Annotated in this window: 20 protein-coding genes; 7 read left to right on the top strand and 13 right to left on the bottom strand. The window is 42.4% G+C overall.

All coding sequences use genetic code 11. From position 1 onward, the window contains the following. Nucleotides 1-95: 95 nt before the first annotated feature. The 6 genes from F3J37_RS04275 to F3J37_RS04250 all read left to right on the top strand — a co-directional run bounded on the left by F3J37_RS04275 (nucleotide 96) and on the right by F3J37_RS04250 (nucleotide 5,485). Nucleotides 96-1,412, top strand: a complete 1,317-nt coding sequence (locus F3J37_RS04275; protein ID WP_166932085.1) for a type II toxin-antitoxin system HipA family toxin — start codon at nucleotides 96-98, stop codon at nucleotides 1,410-1,412. Continuing rightward, nucleotides 1,409-1,744 (top strand): helix-turn-helix domain-containing protein, encoded by a 336-nt coding sequence (locus F3J37_RS04270; RefSeq protein WP_166932083.1) that lies wholly within the window; start codon nucleotides 1,409-1,411, stop codon nucleotides 1,742-1,744. The genes F3J37_RS04275 and F3J37_RS04270 overlap by 4 nt, the downstream gene beginning before the upstream one ends. Continuing rightward, on the top strand, nucleotides 1,731-2,207 hold the full coding sequence (locus tag F3J37_RS04265; RefSeq protein WP_166932082.1) for a YbaK/prolyl-tRNA synthetase associated domain-containing protein: 477 nt from the start codon (nucleotides 1,731-1,733) through the stop codon (nucleotides 2,205-2,207). The genes F3J37_RS04270 and F3J37_RS04265 overlap by 14 nt, the downstream gene beginning before the upstream one ends. A 66-nt stretch (nucleotides 2,208-2,273) precedes the next feature. Then, nucleotides 2,274-3,071 carry an ABC transporter substrate-binding protein gene (locus tag F3J37_RS04260; protein ID WP_160832717.1) on the top strand — a complete coding sequence of 266 codons (798 nt, stop codon included), beginning with the start codon at nucleotides 2,274-2,276 and terminating at the stop codon, nucleotides 3,069-3,071. A 170-nt stretch (nucleotides 3,072-3,241) separates the two neighbouring features. After that, nucleotides 3,242-4,357, top strand: coding sequence for a succinylglutamate desuccinylase/aspartoacylase family protein (locus F3J37_RS04255; protein ID WP_166932081.1), 1,116 nt, complete (start codon nucleotides 3,242-3,244; stop codon nucleotides 4,355-4,357). 84 nt (nucleotides 4,358-4,441) lie between these two features. Beyond that, nucleotides 4,442-5,485, top strand: a complete 1,044-nt coding sequence (locus tag F3J37_RS04250) for an acyltransferase family protein (RefSeq protein ID WP_166932079.1) — start codon at nucleotides 4,442-4,444, stop codon at nucleotides 5,483-5,485. A 113-nt stretch (nucleotides 5,486-5,598) separates the two neighbouring features. Here the strand turns inward: F3J37_RS04250 and gnd are convergent, their stop codons facing one another. Continuing rightward, on the bottom strand, nucleotides 5,599-7,011 hold the full coding sequence (gnd, locus tag F3J37_RS04245) for an NADP-dependent phosphogluconate dehydrogenase (RefSeq protein WP_166932364.1): 1,413 nt from the start codon (nucleotides 7,009-7,011) through the stop codon (nucleotides 5,599-5,601). Between the two features lie 424 nt (nucleotides 7,012-7,435). Here gnd and F3J37_RS04240 point away from each other — a divergent pair, with 424 nt between their 5' ends. Then, nucleotides 7,436-8,611 carry a glycosyltransferase gene (locus F3J37_RS04240; RefSeq protein WP_166932077.1) on the top strand — a complete coding sequence of 392 codons (1,176 nt, stop codon included), beginning with the start codon at nucleotides 7,436-7,438 and terminating at the stop codon, nucleotides 8,609-8,611. Nucleotides 8,612-8,711: 100 nt separating this feature from the next. On the opposite strand, the gene F3J37_RS04235 is transcribed toward F3J37_RS04240, so the two are convergent. From F3J37_RS04235 to F3J37_RS04180, 12 genes are all read right to left on the bottom strand, one after another. Continuing rightward, nucleotides 8,712-9,611, bottom strand: coding sequence for a polysialyltransferase family glycosyltransferase (locus tag F3J37_RS04235; protein WP_166932075.1), 900 nt, complete (start codon nucleotides 9,609-9,611; stop codon nucleotides 8,712-8,714). Between the two features lie 5 nt (nucleotides 9,612-9,616). Further along, nucleotides 9,617-10,540 (bottom strand): glycosyltransferase family 2 protein, encoded by a 924-nt coding sequence (locus F3J37_RS04230; RefSeq protein ID WP_166932073.1) that lies wholly within the window; start codon nucleotides 10,538-10,540, stop codon nucleotides 9,617-9,619. Between the two features lie 37 nt (nucleotides 10,541-10,577). Further along, a complete protein-coding gene (locus tag F3J37_RS04225) occupies nucleotides 10,578-12,407 on the bottom strand; it encodes a DUF4422 domain-containing protein (RefSeq protein WP_166932071.1) in 1,830 nt (609 codons plus the stop codon). A 20-nt stretch (nucleotides 12,408-12,427) separates the two neighbouring features. Continuing rightward, nucleotides 12,428-13,555 (bottom strand): glycosyltransferase family 4 protein, encoded by a 1,128-nt coding sequence (locus F3J37_RS04220; protein ID WP_166932069.1) that lies wholly within the window; start codon nucleotides 13,553-13,555, stop codon nucleotides 12,428-12,430. Between the two features lie 10 nt (nucleotides 13,556-13,565). Further along, entirely contained in the window at nucleotides 13,566-14,459 is an 894-nt protein-coding gene (locus F3J37_RS04215) for a glycosyltransferase (RefSeq protein ID WP_166932067.1), read from the bottom strand. Further along, the gene (gene glf, locus F3J37_RS04210; RefSeq protein ID WP_166932065.1) at nucleotides 14,456-15,607 is read right to left on the bottom strand and encodes a UDP-galactopyranose mutase; all 1,152 of its coding nucleotides are present in this window, start codon (nucleotides 15,605-15,607) and stop codon (nucleotides 14,456-14,458) included. The genes F3J37_RS04215 and glf overlap by 4 nt, the downstream gene beginning before the upstream one ends. A 23-nt stretch (nucleotides 15,608-15,630) precedes the next feature. Beyond that, nucleotides 15,631-16,371 carry an ABC transporter ATP-binding protein gene (locus tag F3J37_RS04205; protein ID WP_166932064.1) on the bottom strand — a complete coding sequence of 247 codons (741 nt, stop codon included), beginning with the start codon at nucleotides 16,369-16,371 and terminating at the stop codon, nucleotides 15,631-15,633. Continuing rightward, the gene (locus F3J37_RS04200) at nucleotides 16,371-17,138 is read right to left on the bottom strand and encodes an ABC transporter permease (RefSeq protein ID WP_166932062.1); all 768 of its coding nucleotides are present in this window, start codon (nucleotides 17,136-17,138) and stop codon (nucleotides 16,371-16,373) included. Before F3J37_RS04200 ends, F3J37_RS04205 begins: the two co-directional genes overlap by 1 nt. 410 nt (nucleotides 17,139-17,548) lie before the next feature. After that, the gene (gene galE, locus F3J37_RS04195; RefSeq protein ID WP_166932060.1) at nucleotides 17,549-18,562 is read right to left on the bottom strand and encodes a UDP-glucose 4-epimerase GalE; all 1,014 of its coding nucleotides are present in this window, start codon (nucleotides 18,560-18,562) and stop codon (nucleotides 17,549-17,551) included. A 44-nt stretch (nucleotides 18,563-18,606) separates the two neighbouring features. Next, nucleotides 18,607-19,500: a UTP--glucose-1-phosphate uridylyltransferase GalF gene (gene galF, locus F3J37_RS04190; RefSeq protein WP_166932058.1), complete on the bottom strand. Its 894-nt coding sequence runs from the start codon at nucleotides 19,498-19,500 to the stop codon at nucleotides 18,607-18,609. 457 nt (nucleotides 19,501-19,957) lie between these two features. Beyond that, nucleotides 19,958-21,298 carry an MOP flippase family protein gene (locus tag F3J37_RS04185; RefSeq protein ID WP_045832317.1) on the bottom strand — a complete coding sequence of 447 codons (1,341 nt, stop codon included), beginning with the start codon at nucleotides 21,296-21,298 and terminating at the stop codon, nucleotides 19,958-19,960. Further along, nucleotides 21,295-22,518 (bottom strand): glycosyltransferase, encoded by a 1,224-nt coding sequence (locus F3J37_RS04180; protein WP_034824779.1) that lies wholly within the window; start codon nucleotides 22,516-22,518, stop codon nucleotides 21,295-21,297. Before F3J37_RS04180 ends, F3J37_RS04185 begins: the two co-directional genes overlap by 4 nt.

Genomic DNA, 22,518 nt, shown 5'->3' with positions numbered 1-22,518 from the left:
AAAATTGACATTTCAAAACTATTTTGAGCAGCATGCTTCTCAAAAAAAGCAAAGCTAGTTAAAATTGAGCAATATACTGCTCATTGGAGGTTAGCATGCTTATCCTACAGCTCTACCTTGATGGAAACTGGCACGACGTTGCCGAGCTTGATGTTAAAGAGCCTTCTAAAGGTCGTGAAAGCGCAGCACTTCTTGCTTATGACTTCAATTATGCAGCTGAACATCTCGACCGAAACGATATCGCTAGCTGTAGTTTGAATTATCCCGTAATGCTGATAGGCAGCCATTTTGCGCAGCCTTGGTTTGGTTTCCTCGACGATATTGTCCCAGCGGGAGCAAGCCGACGTTATTGGATTCAGCATCTTGGTTTACAGGGTAAATCTTCAGCTGAGCAAGATTATGCGCTATTGAAAGCCGGCACCATTGCGCCTGTTGGAAATTTACGTATCAAAGATTCCCTACCCCAACTCCCTGAAAATAGCCAACTCAAGACTCGCCGTTTTCCTGCCGAATGGGCGATTGAGAGAGACAGTGATTTTCTTGAATATGCGCAACAAATGGGAGCCGCCAGCGGCGGCGCAACAGGTGCGGGAGGGGAAGCGCCAAAACTGCTGCTACGACGAAATACAAACAGCGAAGTGTGGATTGATACCTGGCAAGATGATCAACAGAACCGGGATATCCCTTATCTGGTCAAATATCCGCGTGGATCACGAAGCCCAATCGACTGCGACATCCTGCGCGCAGAATATCATTTCTATCATGAGTTACAGGCCATGGGTGTAGAGACGATTGACACGCAGGAGATGTTGCTATGCGAAGGTGAACGATACCCCTCGCTTTGGCTACCACGCTTTGATATTGCGTTTGTTGAAAACAGAAAAGTCATGTACGGGCTTGAATCCATCTATTCGTTAATGAAAAAACCACCGGGTAGTTATCTCAATCATTTTGAGGTCATTCGCTGCCTGGTTGAGCGATTAGCTTTAACAGGTGAAGATCGCGAAAAGTTGGTCAGTGAATGGGTTAAACGTGACATGCTCAATGTAGCATTTGGTAATTCAGATAATCATGGGCGCAATAGTGCCATTCTAAAAAAACCATCAGGGATGTGGCTTGCACCGGTATATGACTTCGCACCGATGAAAGCCGATCCAGAAGGCGTGGTGCGAACAACCCAATGGGGTTCACCTTACGAAGAGGGTGGCCATTACAATTGGCAGTTGATTGCTCAACAGCTCAACGAGTTTATCCCTGAAGCGTCATTACTCAATTCGTTGCGTGAGTTAACCCGCAAGCTCGCTGGATTAAAATCCCGACTTGCCGCTCGGGGTGTACCGCATTCAATTCTGGAGATGCCAGGCATTGGTTTTAACTATCTCGAAGAACGCATCGCTGGGTGGCAAATATGAAGAATACGATGACGCCTTTTGAGCGAGAAGCGATGCTGCTAGGCCTTCTTCAACAATTTATTGAGGAGAAGTTAACTCATGGCCAACTCTTAATGCAGCTTCGTAAAAAGGTGCTAGGGTTTTCACAGGAACGCTATGCCAGCTTAGCGGGCATCAGTCGTCGCACGTTATCTGACGTTGAGCTGGACAAAGAAAGTATCACGCTGACTACGTTGAATCGCGTATTTAAACCTCTTGGATTGAAACTGGGCTTGCTGCCACGCCAAAAACATATGATGCAGGAATTACTCAGCAATCTTACTCAACAGGGAGCCCCTGATGACCACTCATGAGAAACTGATCGCCCTTCTCAACCAGCACAACGCGCGCTATCGCGTGGTCGAGCATCCCGCGACTGGCAAATGTGAAGCTGTTGCTGAGATTCGCGGGACTGAAGTGGGACAAGGCGCCAAAGCATTGGTGTGCCATGTCAAAGGTAACGGTATCAAACAGCATGTGTTGGCGGTTCTGCCGGCTGATCAACAGGCGGATTTGAGCAAAGTGGCTGAATCGGTGGGTGGGCGTCGCGCTTCTTTGGCTTCTCCAGCAGAGGTGGACGCATTAACGGGCTGTGTGTTCGGTGCGATTCCGCCCTTCAGTTTTCATCCCGACCTGCGGTTGGTGGTAGACCCGCTGCTGTTTGAACGTTACGACGAAATTGCCTTTAACGCGGGTCTGCTCGAGAAATCAGTGGTGATGAGTGTGGCGGATTATCGCACGATGCATAATGGTAACGTCATGAAAATAATCTGCTAATTGCCATGGCGGACAGTGATCGGTACTCTGCGTTATTCCACATCACGAAAAAAGAAGACCGAAATTATGGCAAGTTCTCGTTTTACTGCCCGCCTGCGTCAGACGCTGGCGCTGGCTGTGCTGGCAGGTTGCGCATTTGGCGCACAGGCAAAGATTGAACAAGTACGCTTCGCGGTTGATCCAACCTACCCTCCTTTCGAATCCAAAACCCCGCAGGGCAAACTGGTAGGTTTTGATATCGACCTTGGCAACGCGCTGTGCGAGCAGATGCAAACCAAATGCGTGTGGGTTGAGAGCCAGTTCGACGGCATGATCCCGGCGCTGAAAGCCCGCAAGTTCGATGCCATCCTGTCTGATATGGGTATCACGGAAGAGCGTCTGAAACAGATCGACTTCACCGTTCCGCTCTATGATACGCACACCCAATTGATTGCACGCAAAGGCTCTGGCCTGCTGCCAACGGCTGAATCGCTGAAAGGCAAAACAGTTGGTGTTGAGCAGGGAACCGTGCAGGAGCGCTATGCACTGGCAAAATGGCAGCCACACGGCGTGAACGTGGTGCCTTACGGCGATCAGGCGCAGGTTGAAAGTGATTTGATCTCTGGTCGTCTGGATGTGGTGTTCACCGATGCGGCGCAGGCGGCAAACGGCTTCCTGAAACACCCACAGGGCAAAGATTTTGAGCTGGCTGGCCCGATTGTGGAAGACCCGATTATCGGTCCTGGCACGGCGATTGGTCTGCGTAAAGGCGACGAAGAGCTGAAAACGGCTCTCGATAACGCTTTCGCTGAGATTAAGAAAAACGGCACTTTTGACAAGATCCAGAAGAAGTACTTCGCCACCGATATCTCGATCCAGCATTAATCAATGCAGGGGCGGTCTTCAGGCCGCCCTGTCCGCGCTGCTAACATGAGCAAGCGCAAATTTAGCGGCTTCATACCCGCTCATTTTCACAGCAGCACTATAATTCCAATCAATAAAATTAATCAGGCACGACGTTCAACGTGCCGTAGAAACAGGACATCGACCACGTCATGCAACAACAACATCATCCTCTGTTAAGTGCTTCACTCGGTACACAGCGCGAAATCGTCAGTTTCCATTTCGGTACCGATTCCCAGCAGCGCGTCTACATTCAGGCGGCACTGCACGGTGATGAACTGCCGGGTATGGCGGTGGCGTGGTATCTGAAACACAAGCTGCTGGCGCTGGAATCGGCCGGGCAGCTCAAATCCAAAATTACGCTGGTGCCGGTGGCAAATCCGCTGGCGATGGGGCAACACTGGCACGGCAGCCATTTGGGTCGATTCCATACGCTTTCAGGTCAGGATTTCAATCGCCGTTTCCCGGCGTTAGGCGATACCCTGGCTGAAGAGTTGGCCGGTTCGTTGACGCAAAGCGAGTATGAAAACAAGCGGCTGATCCGTGATGCCATTGATCGCCATTATCGCGATCGCATTGCTAAAACCGAACTGGATGCGCAGCGCTTCACGTTGATGCGTATGGCCAGTCAGGCTGATTTGATGATTGACCTGCACTGCGACTGGGATGCGTTGCCACACCTCTACACGACCCCGCATGCGTGGCAGGATATCGAGCCTTTAGCGCGTTGGTTAGGTAGCGAAGTACAGCTTCTGGCCCAAATCTCTGGTGGCGAGCCGTTTGATGAAGCCTGCTGCGAGCCATGGCTAACGCTGGCCGAGCGGTTTGGTGGTGAGTATCCGATGCCACGGGGTTTATTACCGGTGACGCTCGAATTACGTGGTGTGGCGGATGTGTCGCCTGGACAAGCTGAGAAGGATGCGGATGCGATTATTAACGCGCTGATTGAAGGTGGCTACATTGCAGGTGACGTGGGTGAGTCCCCTGCTCTGATCAACCCTGCAACGCCGCTGGCAGGTTGTGAGTATATCCATGCACCGCATTCAGGGCTGTTGTTGAATCGCCGTGAGTTGGGCGAATGGATCAAGCCGGGTGAAGTGGTAGCGGAGATTGTGGACCCGATTACCGACCAGGTGACGCCGCTGGTGGCAGAGTTTGGTGGGGTGCTGTATGCAAGGAACCTGATGAAGTTTGCAACGGCGGGGATGCTGGTGGTGCGGTTGGCGGGGGAAAATGCGGGACGTGAGGGCGAATTATTGGTGGTTTAACAAAACAACAAAAAATCACTATAAAAATGATTTTTTTTTCGTAAAATAAACTCCTGTTTTATGGAGTTCATAACTGGTAATTACATGCTTAAAGATATACAAGCGTTAAGGTTTTTCGCAATATTATTTGTTGTATTCCTTCACCTGCCAATTATTCTTCCTAACAATCATACCTATAACGAATTGCGCAATTTCACTAATACAGATAGTGGTGTTGAACTTTTTTTTGTAATAGCAGGTTATTTCTTATCACTTACACTGGATAAATCTTCTAACCACATTAATTCAACGCCTGATAAAATAGTGTATTTGATAAAGATTTACATAAAAAAGATAAAAAGATTATCTCCTCCGGTATATTTCTGGATTGCTATTCCAATGTTATTCTCGTTAATCACTAAGAACTCAGAATTGTGGTTACCTTATAACTTGATGATGGAGAAATTCTTTGCCTCTTTTGTATGGCTTAGAAATTTTGAAGAGATTGGTACCGAAGGTAATTTTGGTTACATGTGGGCACTTTCTTTAGAAATGCAATTCTTCATAATTTACCCTCTTGTATACTTAACTTTTGGTCGCAAGAAAACCATCATTACTTCCGTCGTAATCTGTGTATTTATGATGTTTTATCGGCCTGGCGGTGGTCCTGCCTGGATGTTTAGATTTGATCCTCTTTTGTACGGCACACTACTTTATTACATCGTTAGTTCAATTGATTTAACTAAACTTTCATTGCAAGAGATTAATCTTAGTCCATTAAAAAAATCTGCTATTGGGCTTATGATGATCATTTCTTTAGCTGTTGTTCCACAGGCACTAATTCACTTATGGACATTTAGATTTAGCGCAGCCGCTATGATTTCAACGGTGTGTGTTTTCTTAGCTGTCATGAATACAGGTTTTTTTACCAGTTTCCCATCAATCTTAAACAAAATTGTATCTTATATTGGAGGCCGGTCATTTTCATTATTTTGTTGCCACATTCCAGTATGGTTTATAATTTTCCAACTAACTCATGGTCACAATATTTCAGATTCAAGCAGGATAGTATTGCAAATATTATCTATGTTCATTGCAACAGAATTAACGTATCAGATTTTAGAAAAACCATTTATTAAGAAAAAATAATTAACGCCCAACTTTTGACATAAAAAACCCCAACAATATGATAAGTTGGGGTTTTTTTTAAGAATAAAAAATTTTCAAACTAAAATCGTGTTACAAAATGAAAACACGATGTGTTAGCTTTCAAGCCACTCCGTATGGAATACACCTTCTTTATCGATACGCTTATAAGTGTGCGCACCGAAGTAGTCACGCTGAGCCTGAATCAGGTTAGCAGGCAGTACTTCTGAACGGTAGCTGTCGTAATAGGCAATTGCAGCAGAGAAGGTCGGAGTTGGGATACCATTCTGAATTGCATAAGACACAACATCACGAAGTGCCTGCTGATATTCATCGGCAATGTTTTTGAAATATGGATCCAGCAGCAGGTTAGCAATATCAGCATTGCTCGCATAAGCATCAGTGATTTTCTGCAAGAACTGAGCACGGATGATGCAGCCAGCACGGAAGATCTTAGCGATTTCACCGTAGTGCAGATCCCAGTTGTTCTCTTCTGAAGCTGCACGCAGCTGAGAGAAGCCCTGAGCATAAGAAACAATTTTGCCCAGATACAGAGCACGACGCACTTTCTCAACAAACTCAGCTTTGTCACCGGTGAAAGCTTTAGCCTGAGGACCGCTCAGCACCTTAGAGGCTGCAACACGCTGCGATTTCAATGAGGACAGGTAACGAGCGAAAACTGATTCGGTGATCAGCGACAGCGGCTCGCCAAGATCAAGAGAACTCTGACTGGTCCACTTACCGGTACCTTTGTTAGCAGCTTCATCAAGAATCACATCCACCAGATATTTACCGTCTTCGTCTTTCTTGGTGAAGATATCTTTGGTGATGTCGATCAGGTAGCTGCTCAGCTCGCCGTTGTTCCAATCAGTGAAAGTCTTAGCCAATTCTTCGTTGTTCAGACCCAATGCACCTTTCAACAGTGCATAAGCTTCAGCAATCAACTGCATGTCGCCATATTCGATGCCGTTATGGACCATCTTCACATAGTGACCGGCGCCGTTTGGACCGATGTAAGCAACACAAGCTTCACCGTCTTCAGCACGCGCAGCGATTTTGTCCAGAATTGGCGCAACCAGTTCGTACGCTTCTTTCTGACCACCAGGCATGATGGAAGGACCTTTCAATGCACCCTCTTCACCGCCGGAGACGCCGGTACCAATGAAGTTGAAGCCTTGGTCTGACAGTTCTTTGTTACGACGGATGGTGTCTTTATAGAAGGTGTTACCGCCATCAATAAGGATGTCACCTTTGTCTAGGTGAGGAGTTAGAGAAGCAATAGTTTTATCAGTCGCTTCACCCGCCTGCACCATCAGCAGGATACGGCGAGGTTTTTCCAGCGATTCAACGAACTCTTCAACGGTGTAGAACGGAGCAAGTTTTTTGCCATGATTCTCTGCGATAACTTCATCAGTCTTTTCGCGCGAACGGTTGAAGATAGAAACAGTGTAACCGCGGCTCTCAATGTTAAGAGCCAAGTTACGGCCCATAACTGCCATACCTACAACGCCGATCTGTTGCTTGGACATTACATACTCCTGTCTGTGGTCGCTCATAGTGTTACTGGTAACACTATTCTATAAGTGATCGATATGTTAACTCAACCGTCACTAAGTTAGGTAGAAATTGATGCTTAAATGGTGTCACTTTTTTAGTGACAGCAGCCTACTCTTTGATTTGAGCTTTACATATCTTAGAACAGTCAAGTGACTAAAATCTAAATTCATAAATCGTGAATATCAAAATATTAAAAACCACTTAAACTACTCATATCATGTTATAATGGCAGTAAATAACATAAATTAATAACTGAGAGTATCAATATGTAATTCTATAACTACTATTTTTGACAGCTAACTAGGTTGTGAGATTAGAGATTCAATGGAAAGCACTGAAAAATTTATACGTTGATTATTCATTAGCTTTATGGTTAATTGAAATAAGGATTTGAAATTGATAAACCTTAAAACCCTCATCCTATTTTTTAGATACTACATGCTTTCAGCATTTACATTTAGCCGAAAGATAACAACAATCCATACAATAACTTTCCGTGTGTTTTCTCCCGAAGGAGGCAGGGGTGGAGGTTCTGCAGTGCAGACTTGTCAACAAATATTAATGCAGGATCGTCTTAAAGATTTAAATCTTAAATATACTTATTTCGAGGAAAATGAATTTTCAAAAAACTGGCAAAGTAGGTTAGCCGATCTTTTTGGCGCGATTCAGTTTGTGATTTTAAAAACAAAAGATGAAAAAAACTGCGCCTATATAACTCATGATTATGGAACCGCTTTCGGTCTAGGATTACTTCGCAAGAAATATGTGTATATTTCACACCTTCAAGGCCCTAGAGTGGAAGAGAAGTATAACTATGGTGAAATATTCACAAAAACTGATGAATGGATTGTGAAATTTTGCGAGCGGTTTGCCTTTAAAAAAGCATTCTATGTCTGCTTTCCCAGCAAAGGAGCCCAAGAATATTATTTTCAGAGTAAATACCGTTCAATTAATAAAGGCCAAGCTAGAGTTGGGCCTGTGCTATACAATACAATTTTTGCAAATCCTGAACCAGAATCTATTAGCAATATTACTAAAGATGATGAGTTTGTTACCATATTATCAGTAGGGTCCCTTCTACCAGCTAAGGGATTAGATCTTGCACCAGGATATTTAGAGAAAAAAATTTCAAATAGCGAAAAAAAAGTTCGATGGATTTTAGTAGGTTCAGGTCATCTTAAAGATAAGATCATCGAACAGGCTAGGGAGTTAGAGAAAAAGCATGAAAAATTCAATTTTATTTTTCATGAAAACTTGACCTATCCACAGATAAGATTTTTAAATTCAATCTGCGACATATATCTTATGCCGCATAGAGTTTCTATTTTCGACCTCGCTACTTTAGAAGCTATGAAAGAAGGGAAGATGGTTATCCTTTCACCTCGAGGTGGAAACTTCGATTTTAATAAAGATGGCAATATAATTTTCACAGATAATGAAAGCATCAATATCTTTAATGAAAAAACCATAAAAAAATTTGGGGATAAAAATAGAGAGGTTTATCAAAACTACTTTTCAACAACTAAGTTTAAAGAAAACTATTGTCGTATTATAAGTGACCTTACGAAATAACAATATTTAGGTGAGCCAATATTTTTGGTTCACCTACATTAGCAATAATCCGAAACTAACCATTTGACTGCCCCTGTAAAAGACAGTGAGATTGAGCTAATCAACTCATTAGTAATGACTGCACCGCTCTTAATTTCACCTGTCGTTCAGAAAGATATCCTGAGTCAAAGACCACAGCTGGAATACCACATACTGTCTCTGAATTAACCAACAAAGTTGAATAAACACCTGCAATCACTCTAATCTTCTGAATGTTTTTTAAAATAAAAAGATCAGATATAGGGGCTGCATGTTCAATATAGGTGAAATTAGTTTCCACGCTATTTTCCAACTCATCAATCAATTTTTTGTCCGCAGGGAGTCTTGTATGACCTAATAATATAATATTAAAACCTAGCCGTGACTGTTCTTTGATAAATTTAACATACTCACCCCTAATTAAAGAATTCTTATTCTCATCAGGAAAACCACCTTGGCCAATAACAATAATATTATTATTATTTTCAATAAGCGGTACTCTATAGCATCTGTCTAAAGATCTCAATTTCTCCCGAGTTTTAGGAATTGATATTGGTAAGCTAATTAATGAATCTAAATCATTAAACACATGAGGATGCAAACAATAAAACTTAAAGTTTTCATCGTATGAACCTTCAAGAAACTGCAGATAGCTTGTTAATCCCTCTTCATAAAAAGAATATTTCTTACTAGGAAACGCTTCCGTTATTACCAATATCATTTCTGGAAATGGAGAATATACTTCATCAAACCAATCAATAGAGTGCCTGTAATTTATTCTCTCAATGTAATAATCAGTGTGATCAATTGTTTCGACCGTTTTCCATGAATGCAATCTATGTGCCCATAGCACATTCGAATTTGAAGATTGCCTATCCATTGTTATTAATAAGTGATCTTCGTAAATCTCTTCGGACATTTCAGCAACAACCGAAGCTATCAATGTTGAATAGAAGCCAGTTGAAATAAATAGCCTTTTCATAACCATCACCCGAATTTAACTTTTATTTTATTTACAATTAATAATGCTAGTTTAAAAGACTTTATGATGAGAGTTTTGAAAAAAAGATTATAGCTAGTTTTATTTATAACTTTAGCTTTAGCTCTATCCTGTTGAGTGATTTTTTCAACATCAAGGACTGACAAGTCGTACTCATAGGTTGGTAGCCTTGATTGTTTTTTTGAGTAATAATTAATCAGATGATATCTATAATTATCGACTTTATTTAAATCCATTATAGGCAAGCGCGGATGACCTGATTCCTTATCAATATTAAATAAATAAGATATACCGCTCAATTTATAAAAATCCATTGCCAAACTCAACTTAATAAAATATTCCCATATAGAAAACTCAGTTACATTCTCGTCAAAGTATCCTATCTCTTTAATAATTGATTTTGGGAAAACAAAACACAGAGAAGCGCAAGTATGACTAACAATCATTTTTTTTGCCAGAAAAAGCTCATCGTTTGATGGATGTTTTCTAGAACCCAGTAATAATGGTCGATTTAAAAAACGTGTACTGTAGTGAATTTTCACTTCTGGATAATATAATTTAACACCTTGATACCGAAAACTATGGTAAAGCTCTTCAAAAAAGCAATAGTCAATTCCATCATTTTGGTCAACTATAATAAGATACTCTCCCGACGCACTCCTTATGCCTATATTAATAGCTTTAGCATAATTATTATTGGCATCAAAGGATACAACTTTTATCTTTCGAACAGTTTCTTCATCGAAGGCGTTTATTACAGATGAAATTGCCTCTCGCTCCTCTTTGAGACAGATGATGATCAATTCCCAATAAGTAAATGATTGTCTATTTAGCGTAGAGATAATCGGTTCAACTGAGGAGGAAGTTACCGCGGTAATTGCAGAAATGAAAGGATTTTTTGTTTCACACATAGTTAGAAACTCAAAGCGGCGCAAATGCGCCGTCTTATTAAAAGTTAATTTTGAATGCTCGCAATAATTTTCCGATTATAGCTTTATTTAGCTTAAACTCAATTCCAAAAACCTTAGTGAGAATAAAGCCACCACTTATCCGGTAAGAAATTTTACCTGCATAACGCTCAATGAGTTTATCTTGTTCAGACATCGGTGCATGTGGATTTTTCTTTCGGTATTTCCAGTAAAAATCCTTGAGTGGATGGACACAAGTCAGAGTCCATGGTTTACGACGATCAGTGTAATGTAAAATACCAATATCAAGTAGCGTTTCCGATTCTTGCTGCATACTGTATTTACGTTCAAGATCGTTAGCTGTAAACATACGACTGTTTACATTCCATTTCAAAGGTAAAATCTTAGCTTCGTTCTTAAAAGTAATATTTAAAATGTCTTGGTCCTGAAGACTAATTTCTCGGTTATTAACATAGAAATTAATCATATAGTCATTAAATACATCTTCATATTTTTCTCTAATAACTTTCAGGTCAAAAACTATCATGCCTGCATTAAAATAATTATTATCAGCTCCCAGAATAAGGCGCCTGGTTTGAAGCAGACCACCTTCATCAAGCGATGCACCGATACATTTTCCATCAAGAGGTTCTAACCAAAGTTTAGCAATATCATCTAGACAAATCATATCTGAATCTAGATAAATTATTTTATCTACATCTTGAAGAACCTTATGAATAACTAAGCGGTAATAGGTATTCAAAGATATGTAGGACCTATTCAATGGCAATGAAATAAATAAATCAGGGTCAATTTCAACAAATTTAATCTGTACATTGCTCTTTAATTCTAATAATAGTAAATCTCTCTTTTCGTTTGAGAGGTTTTTATCACACAAAATATGGAAATTTATTCTTTGGTTTTCATTTGAGTTATCAAGGATTGATTCTATCGTTGCACTTGCATGAGGATAATATTTGTCATCAAACGACATGCAAATATTAATTGTTTCATCAAGAAGGATTTTCTCCTCTTTCTTCTTATCACTAATACCCTTTAAAATTAATTCTTTATCAATTACAGGAGCTTCCGCCAAATACATCAATCCAGCAGTGCTTATTTTAATTCCTTTATGTTCTCTACGCGCGAATAAAACATATGCATTAACTAATCTTTCAGCTATGAAACCCCAAATTCGCGACTGATATGAGTCGTAAGAGCTAATATCAACTTTACTCTCAGCTTCTTCCAAGACACCGAATAAAAATTCGCAATATTCATGATAATATTCACGTTTCATAATTGCAATATTTGCAAAGAAGCATGAGGTTGAATACATTGACTCCAAGAGCGCCAAATAATATTTTGGATATTTCTCTTTTACAATCTCCACTATAACATCGAGATCTTTTTTATAATGATCCAAAGCATACTGATCATAATTTGACATTACTTTCCATGGAAGTCCGACAGGATGAACATTCCATATCGGCCCCGTAATTATATCTTGGCCTTCACAAATACTTCTGATACTTTCAGGATCCAATTTGTGTTCATTTATAATGTCATCATTCAATCGATTAATCACATTATAGTCACCATGAGATTTAAGTGATAAATATCTCCTATAATGCATCAAACCATAATAATCAGCCTCATCATTTTTCCACGCCCAATATATTGCAGTAAGTTCACACCAAGATTTATTTTTATGAGAAATATTATCTCCAGTGTCATCACCAATGCAATATTCAAGTTCAGTATTAGATAATGCCCGGCCAACTTGAATGGGGATAATACATTCATTTTTAATATAAGGAGATTGTTTGTGATGACAAACATATATTTTAACGTTAGGATTTTTTGCCACGTAAACCTCAAATTTAAATATCAAATAATTTCAAGATAAAGTGATTTAGTCTTTTCATAAACTGATTCAAGACTAAAACGCTCTTCAACAATTCTTCGTCCTTGCAACCCCATTTTAATTCTCAACAGTGGGTTTGAAAACAAACTCAGAAGCTTCTCTTTAAACTCATCCTTGTCCCCTGGTCTAACGACATATCCATTAACACCATCATTAATAATACTGTTACAGCCACCGCTATCGTAGACTAAGCAGGCACGGCCAGTAGCTGCTCCTTCAATTATTATTCTTGGAACTCCCTCAAAATAAGTGGAGGGCAATGCCACAATATTGCATTCTTCGATTAATTTAGGAATATCACTGCGTTTACCGAGCCAATTAATTAGACCACATCGGTGCCACTCCAAAATTTTTTCTTTAGTAATAGCATCTGAATCACCTTCGATCTCAATTCCTGCAACATTTAGAATAAATGATTCACCTTGTAACTTAAGTTCTTTATTAATGTTAACTAATACCTCAAGGCCTTTAGACTTTAACATTCTTGCTGCAAATAAAACTACCGGTGGGGTATTTTCAACCTCAGGTCGATATTGATATTCAGTTAAATTTATCCCTACCCCATCAATCACAGAGCATTGTTTACATGGCACTTGTATTAAATCAATCAGTAGCCTTAAATCCTTTTCATGCTCGAATGTTAACCTGCTTTTTGGATTTTTGAAAATGAAAGAATAAGTTTTACGAACAAAAATATTTAATAACTTAAATGTTATTGTCTGATTCATGAAAACTCTGCCGAGTCCCACAAAGCTTGAAACAAAAGGTTTCTTTAAAAATCTTGCATATATACCACCAATGATTATTGGCTTTATTGTTATGGCGTGTAGAATGTCTGGATTTAAGGCAGTGAGAAGTTTTATTATATTGATGAAATCTTTTGAAGCTGAAACAAAATTCAATGATCTTTCATTCATGCCAGACTCATGGCAAATAAAACCCTGCGTGTTTAACGTAATTCTTTCATTTTCGCTAAAGTGCGCTATTACATGAACCTCATACCCATCATTCAAGAAAAGCTTAGCTCGATCCAACCAATGAAGTTGGAAATACCAACCAGAATTAATAAAAAAACATATTCTCTTTTTCATTTAGGCACCACTAGTGGTTATAACCACTAATTTTTTTTATTCCGTGAAAAATTCCTTTGATCAAGTAGCCATAATATCTTTTTTTATTTTTGCAAGTTGACCCAACTAAAAAATATTTAATAAGTCTAAACACTTTCGAATTGGATGAAAAATAATCAAAATTATGATATAAATATTTACTTAAAAATAAATTTCTTGATAGATAGTATATTTTCCATTCTTGATTATCCCAATTTGTAAAAGCTTTAACATCATGTATAAATTCAAGTTCTATACGGAAATTGATCTTATAACCCATTAAATTTAAGTATGATGAATAATAAACATCATCATAATATAAAAAAAGTTCTTCTTTAATAAAAGTGTATGTTTCCGACAATAACTTTGCAGGAATAACTGCACCAACAAAAGAAAAGGAAATCACTTCCGATGACAATCCAGGTTCTGCTGTAAACGTAGAAGGGTCTCGCAAATATTTTATGTTTTCGAAAAACGAGGCTGGTTTTAACTTCCACGGGAGATTCATCCTACAAACCTCACCTTCTTTGTTTTTGACTACCGAACAATATATCTCATTAATATTTGGGTTCATTCTTTCGAAACAAACCAAAAAATCTTCACATGGATATGCATCATCATCATAAAATATTACCCAGTCAGTGAGAATACTTTTAGAGATGAATTCTGATCCATAATGAAAACCTCCAGCACCACCATTATTATTATTCTTATGAAGTATGCTTACTCTGGAATCATCTATTGTTTCGAGCCATTCTTTAGTTCCATCACATGACGCGTTATTTACGATAACAATATGCTGAAATGGCAACCTCCTGGTTGCCATTACCGTGTCTTTTAACTTATTTAGTCTGTTAAATGTTACTATTAAAGCAGTTACGTTCATCTAACTGAAACCGAAAATGATGGCATTAGAGATTTTTGTTCAATGCAGTCAAGGTAAACCTTTGCAGTGTTTAATGCTTCAGCAATTGTTACATCCATGTCGAGATAGCGGTAGGTGCCTAACCGCCCCACGAAAGTAACATTTTTCTCTTGTTCAGCTAAGTTAAGATATTTCTCTAACATGTCCATCTCACCAACCTGTCTGATTGGATAATATGGAATATCATTTTCTTCACAGCTACGGCTATATTCCTTATAGCATACCGAACCAGAATGCTTTTCCCACGGAGCGAAATACTTATGCTCAGTAATTCGAGTGTATGGTACTTCCTGCTCACAATAATTCATGACCGCGCAACCTTGGTAATCACCATCATGATAAAACTTTTCAAAATCTAGAGTTCTATAGCCTAAACGGCCGAATTGATGTTCATAATATCCATCAAGAGGACCACTATAGAAAACATGATCAAAGCTATCAGCATCAGTTTTAATAAAATCAGTATTTAACTGAGTTTCAATATTTTCATGATCAAGAATTTTTTCGACAATGACGGTATAGCCATCTTTAGGCATTCCCTGGAATTTATGATTGAAGTAGTTATCATCATAATTAAAACGAACAGGAAGTCTTTTTAAAATTGAAGCGGGTAACTCGGAAGGATGCATACCCCACTGTTTAATTGTATAGCCTTTAAAGAAGGCTTCATAAAGTTCACGCCCGACAAAACGTAAGGCTTGTTCCTCGAAAGTTTGTGGCGACTCAATCGCTGACTCACCTTTCTCTTCTATCAGCTTCTTAGCCTCATCTGGAGATAATGTCAGGTTAAAGAATTGATTTATAGTGTGAAGATTGATTGGCAGTGAGAATACTTTTCCATTAACCGTTGCTTTAACACGGTTAACATATGGCATCATTTCAGTATATTGATTAATATAGTCCCAAACCACTTCATTATCAGTATGAAAAATATGCGGCCCATAGGTATGTATAGTCACTCCAGTGGCATTATCAATTTCACTGTAGCAATTCCCAGCAACATGTTCTCTGGCATCAATTACTTTTATTTTATGGCCTTTATCTGCAAGTTGGCGGGCAATTACAGCACCTGAAAAACCAGCCCCTACAACTAAAATTTTCTTGCTCATCATCACTTGTTCCTTACAAGGTTTTACTGCATAAATTCTTTATAATCAGCAATAACAACCTTGCTGTCACCAATTCTTCTAACTTTATGATTTTCTATCCAAATCACTTTGTTACATACTTTTTCAATATCACTCATACTATGGCTTACAAAAAGAATTGTTACACCTTTGCTTTTAAATTCGTTGATTGTATTAATGCACTTTCGCTGAAAGCTGATATCGCCAACAGCAAGAACTTCATCAATAATTAGGATGTCCGGGTCAACTTGAGTTATAACTGAAAATCCTAATTTTGCAAGCATTCCACTAGAATAGACCCTTATTGGCTCATCTATAAAATCACCCAATTCTGAAAATTCGATAATCTTATCAATTCTCTTATTTAATTCTTTTCTGCGCAATCCTAGCAAAGTCGCGTTTAATCGAATATTCTCACGTCCAGTCAATTCAGGATGAAATCCTCCACCAAGTTCCAGCATAGATGCCACTCTGCCATGAACCTCAACAGAACCACTCGTTGGTTTAATAACACCAGCAACAAGCGATAAAGATGTACTCTTCCCTGCGCCATTACGACCTATTAATGCTACTGACTCACCTTTTTCTACCTGAAAAGATATATCTTCGATGGCTAAATACGAACGACCAGATAACATTGTCAATGCGCGCTTTGGATTAAAGATTAACTCTTTAATCCCAGACCCAATGTGATGGTACAATGGATAGCGTTTAGTTACGTTTTTAAATTCAATTGCTACTGTCATTACAAAATCTCAGCAAAACGGAATTTCAATTTATTGAACACCCAAACACCAAGCACCATCATTATGATTGCAGATAGATAAATATGCGAAAGTGTGATGTAGTTGATAGTACCGTGCATAAATAAATCACGCCAAGAAACAATCATTAGTGATAATGGGTTGGTGCCGATTATCCACCTATAAGCTTCAGGTATTAAATCAACAGAGTATAGGATGGGTGTACAATAAAACATTAACATTATACCTAAACTAACAAATCTTTCTAAATCTCTAAAAAATAGATTTAACGTTGACAACATCAGTGCTAAGCCATATGTCAACATCATTTGGCCAAATCCAATCAATGGAATTCCCCAAAGCCAAGAGATCGAAGGGCTCATATCGTATATGTAGAGGAAAACAATAATTACCGGGATTGTGCATAAAAAATGAAGGAATTCCATTAAAACATTACTCAATGGAATAACAGATCTTGGAAAGACTGTCTTTTTAATGATTTGAGCGTTAGCAATAAATGAGAAAAGAGAATTATTTGCTGAACTTGCAAACCATTGCCATGGAAATAATCCAGTAATAAGAAAAACTGTATAATTAGGTATTTGAACTCTCATTACCAATTTAAAGATAAAATAATAAATCATTGCAAAAAGCAAAGGATTCGCGATTGACCACAAGTAACCAAGAAAACTACTTTTATAACGAACCTTTAACTCTTTTTCGGTAATAACTGTTATAAGATCAATGAGATAGCCAAAGTTATACTTCATATATGTTGCTCAAATTTGCCCTATTGATAAGCGCTTCGCTTAATTCTACAAACCTTCTGCTCAATTTCTTAGCAAATGGAGAATGCTACCGCCCCTGGCTTACAGCTACCAGAGGACTTTAGGTGTAAATCTAACCACTTTGTATTTAAATTCTTTCACCCTACGATATTAATCTAACATGCATAGTGTAATGCTACTTGAGCATAGGATTGAAGCTAGTGAGTGTTAATTTAGCAACTATAAAATTATCGCTACTCTAATGCTTCAAAATTAACCAACACAAATCCTAACATTTTCATGTTCTTTACGAAAGTCACAGCTAATCAACGATGCGTAAAGATTAGACAATTCCGACAAAAGCAAAAAGCCTGTCTATGACAGGCTTTTGGCGTATCTCAAAACATTATGGATTACTTAAACCCTTCCGGGTTCTTACTCTGCCAGTTCCACGTATCACGCATCATCGCGTCAATCCCACGCGTTACCCGCCAGTCCAGCTCGGTGTTCGCCAGACTTGCATCCGCCCAGAACGCCGGCAGATCGCCATCACGACGCGGCTTAAACTCAAACGGAATAGCCTTACCAGAAGCCTTCTCGAACGCTTTAATCATTTCCAGCACCGAGAACCCTACCCCGCCGCCAAGATTATACGCCTTGTAACCGGTGACTTTCGGCAGATGATCCAGCGCCTTCAGGTGCCCTTCGGCCAAATCCACCACGTGGATATAGTCGCGCTGTGCGGTGCCGTCTGGCGTATCGTAGTCATCGCCAAACACGCCCAGCTTCTCCAGGCGACCAATCGCTACCTGCGCGATATACGGCAGCAGGTTGTTAGGGATGCCGGTTGGGTCTTCACCAATCTCGCCAGACTCATGCGCGCCAACCGGGTTAAAGTAGCGCAGCGCGATGGCTTTGAAATTCGGGTCTGCTTTGGCGAAATCGCGCATCACGAATTCGATCATCAACTTAGAGGTGCCGTACGGGCTGGTGGTGCCACCGATTGGCGTGGTTTCCACGTAAGGAACCGGTGCATCGGCGCCGTATACCGTCGCTGAAGAGCTGAAAATGAAATTCCACACACCTGCAGCGCGCATCTCTTCCAGCAGCACCACAGTACCTGCCACGTTATTCTCGTAGTATTCCAGCGGCATGCGGGTCGATTCACCCACGGCTTTCAACGCCGCGAAGTGAATCACAGCAGAGATGTCGTTGGCCGCAAACAAGTCACGCAGGCACGCGCGATCGCGGATATCGCCTTCAACGAACACTGCTTTCTTGCCCGACAACTTCTCCACGCGATTGACGGCCTCGCGCGAAGCATTGCAAAGGTTATCCAGGACCACAACGTCGTCGCCGCGCTCTAACAGCGCCAGCACCGTATGGGAGCCGATGTACCCTGCTCCGCCCGTTACCAAAATAGCCATGTGTACTCCTTTAAACCGCGCAAACGGCGCGGCATGAGAATGGATTATTTCGCCAGAATTTTCTGGATAGCTTCGCGGAAATCACGACCCTGCGCGTTGTTACGCAGACCGTAAGAAACGAATGCCTGCATGTAGCCCATTTTTTTACCACAGTCGAAGCTTGTACCCGTCAGCAATTGTGCATCTACCGGTTTTTTCTTGCTGAGAGACGCGATGGCATCGGTCAGCTGAATACGGTCCCAAGCACCCGGCTTGGTGTTTTCCAGCTCTTGCCAGATATCCGCAGACAGCACATAACGACCGACCGCAGTCAGATCTGAGTCCAGCTGGCCCGCTTCTGGTTTCTCAACAATGTTAGTAATAGTGCTGATGTCGCCAGGGTTTTCAATTGGCTGCTCGGTGGTCAGAACACCGTATTCGGTCAGGTCTTCGCCCGGCATGTGTTTCGCCAGCACCTGAGAGTGACCGGTTTCTTCGAAACGAGCCACCATCGCCGCGAGGTTATAACGCAGGTGGTCAGCGGTTGAGTCATCCAGCAGCACATCTGGCAGCACCACCACGAATGGGTTATCACCGATCATTGGGCGTGCACACAGCACAGAGTGGCCGAGACCCAGCGGGTTCGCCTGACGCACGTTCATAATGGTCACGCCAGGAGGACAGATTGATTGCACTTCGCTCAGCAGCTGACGTTTTACGCGCGCTTCGAGCAGCGCTTCCAGCTCATAAGTGGTGTCGAAGTGGTTTTCCACTGCATTTTTGGAAGCATGGGTGACCAGCACAATCTCCTTGATGCCCGCCGCTACACACTCGTCAACGATGTATTGAATCATTGGTTTATCGACGATTGGCAGCATCTCTTTCGGGATAGCTTTTGTTGCAGGGAGCATATGCATACCGAGACCCGCAACCGGGATTACTGCTTTAAGCTTGGTCATATTTATTCCATTTCATGAAGTGAATACGTGGGGTCGATTATGCAGGATCGGCCAGTGCAGCAAGTATAATCTTTATCTGAAAATCCGGCACTAACTCTCTGTCACAACATCAAAAATCGCCAAAATGGCGGGCTACCGCTTCGCCTGACACACTGAAAATGAACCGGCTAAACTGCTGAAAAACAGTGAAGGATTCACGATAAAAGCCAGGATGATAAGACCATTGATTTGCAGAATTGATGCAGAGGATTTTGCCCAGGATGCTCGGGTTTGATGACGGCTAATGATGCTTCGCAACGCATAATAGCCAGCAATATCGTCGCGACAGGATTTATCGCACATGCAGACAGTATCACTGCCGCCATAAATGCACCGCGACAGGATCTGAGCGGGCCGTCAGCATAAAGCCCCTGCCCGCTCAGATCGCGTCATTGACACAACGTCGTTAGCGCAACGCTTACAGCCAACCCTCAAACCACTCCGGCATCACGAACAGATTGAAGTGATTCACCAGCATCATCAGGCCGACAAACACCACCGACACCGAAACCCACTGGCGGGCATACGGCATAAAGCGGATACCAATCACCGGCTTGATAAAGAACGGATGGGCGAAGGCAGAAATCAGCACCTGCGAGATGGAGAGCGTCAACGCCACATACAGCACGTTCGGCCAGATGTAGGTTGTCGCCAGTACCACAACCACCACCAGACTCGCCACGATATTCCAGTAGAACTCAACGTTAGTCTTGCCGTTCGCCTGCGAAATCGCGCCGGTTAAGCCACCCATCGGACGCAGCATGCCGAACAGCAGCATCAGCGGAATCAGATGGTAAACCTGCTCATGCGATGCGCCATACAGCACGCGTACGATGACCGGAGACAGAATGCCAATCGCCAGATACATCGCGCTGCTGAACAACATGATGACGAAGGTGCCTTTCAGGAACAGATTTTTCAGCTGCTCCGGATCGTGCTGCTTCTCGGCGAAACGCGGCAGTGCCAGACGGTTGATCACCGGCGATACCAGTTTCAGTGGCTGCAGAATCAACTCTTTTGCCAGCGAGTAGATCCCCAGCATCTCCGCGCCCATCACTTTACCCACAATCAGTGCATCCGCCTGGGTACGCAGTTGGTTGATGGTCTGAGAACCGAGCTGATAAATGCCGTAACGCACCGCGCTGATGAAGGTCGCCCCTTCAAACTCCCACGTTGGACGCCACGACTTCTCCCCGAAGTAGATCATGCACAGGATGCGCGTAAAGGCATTGATAAACAGCCCAAGGATGGCCGCCGCCACCGTAAGCGAAGTGAAGTAGAGCATCGCCACGGTACAGATGAACGCGAACAACTTGGTGGCCATCTCAATCTTCGCCAGCGTCACCATACGTTTGGATTTCACATAGTGCGCCTGATACTGCGACAGATGTCCCAACACGAGGAAGTTGAGGCTGGTGAGCATGATCAGCCCGGTCAATTCAGGCAGGTGATAGAACCACGCCACCGGGAAGGCAATTGCCAGCATAATCAAGCCGGTACACAAGCTGAGTGAGACGTTGACCCAATAAATCGTACTCTGCTGGCGGCGGTTGATGTCCTGGCGATGCACGATGTAGCTGCTCATCCCCATATCCTGCAACACCGTCGCCACTGCCAGAATGGCATTGATGATCGCTAATAAACCTAACTCATGTGCTTCCAGCTTACGCGCCAGAACGCTGAGCTGTAACACCTGCAGCAATGCCGCGAAGCAGGTACTGCCAAACAGCCAGACGGCCTGTTTTTTTAATCCGCTCACACCATGCGCTCCAGAATTTTAGCCAGCTCACCATAAGCGATGTGCTGATTGAACTCGGTTTCCACTTTGTGCCGCGCAGCAGCCACGACCGGCGCGACATCGACATCACCGCGTGACAGACGCAGCAGCGTGTCAGCCAACTCTTCGGCATCGTTTTCGGAGACCAGCCAGCCGCTGACGTTGTTCTGAATCAGCTCCGGGATGCCGCTGTGATAGGTCGAAACCACCGGCAGCCCCACCGCCATCGCTTCCATCAACGCCACCGGAATGCCTTCCATGTCGCCATCGGCTGCGGTTTTCGACGGTAGCAGGAAGATATCAGCATCATTCAACGCCTGACGAATCTCCTCCTGCGGCTTGAAACCTGGCATAGTGACAAAGGCTTCCAGTCCGGCACGCGCGATGTGTTCACGCATCATGCCGTCCTGCTCACCGTTGCCGATGATGGTGAACTCGAACTGCCCACCGTTGTTGCGCAGAATTTCGCTGGCTTTTACCGCCACGTCTAAGCCCTTTTTCTCGGTCAAACGCGCGACCGAAACAATTCGCAGCGGCTGATGAAACGCCTCACGCGGCCTGAAGTTAAACTTTTCAGGCTCGATGCCCATGCGCGTCACGTGCACCTTCTCGCGTGGACAACCCATCTCAATCAGCTTGTTCTCCCACAAATGGCTGATGGGTAACATCAACTCGCTCTGTTTGAACAGATTGACGTAATCGAGCTTGTGCTCTTCGAGAATGTGACGGCGCGAAATATCCGCGCCGTGGAACACCGTCGCCTGCTTGCCTTTCAGCACGCCGAGCTCACGCAGTTTGTTGGCCAGCGCACCGGCATAACCAAAGTGCACCAGAAACACATCCGCGGTGAAGGTTTGCTTCGCGTTAGCAACAATCGCGGGCAGCAGCAGCTTTTTCGCCTGCTGGCCGTAGCGGCCGACGTTGAGTGATTTGATTAACGCCGGCTTCGCGATTTTCGGCAGCATCAAACCAATGCGCTGCGTCAGCTTATCGAGATTCGAAACTTTCTCTTCCGGCAGTAAATAGTGAGTTTTCGCCGCCAGATTGTAATCATCGAACGCGGCGTGGCGATTGATCATATCGCCCGGAAACACGGAGATGATCTCCACGTCATAGCCTGCATCGATGAAATGCGTTACCTGATTGAGGACAAACGTCTCAGAGGCAACCGGAAAACGCATGGTGAAAAAGGTCAGCTTCAT

This window comes from Candidatus Pantoea communis, from assembly GCF_011752685.1.
GTDB classification, from domain to species: Bacteria; Pseudomonadota; Gammaproteobacteria; order Enterobacterales; family Enterobacteriaceae; genus Pantoea; species Pantoea communis.
Note: the sequence above shows the minus strand (reverse complement) of the source record. Positions and strands in the feature narration are given on the sequence as shown.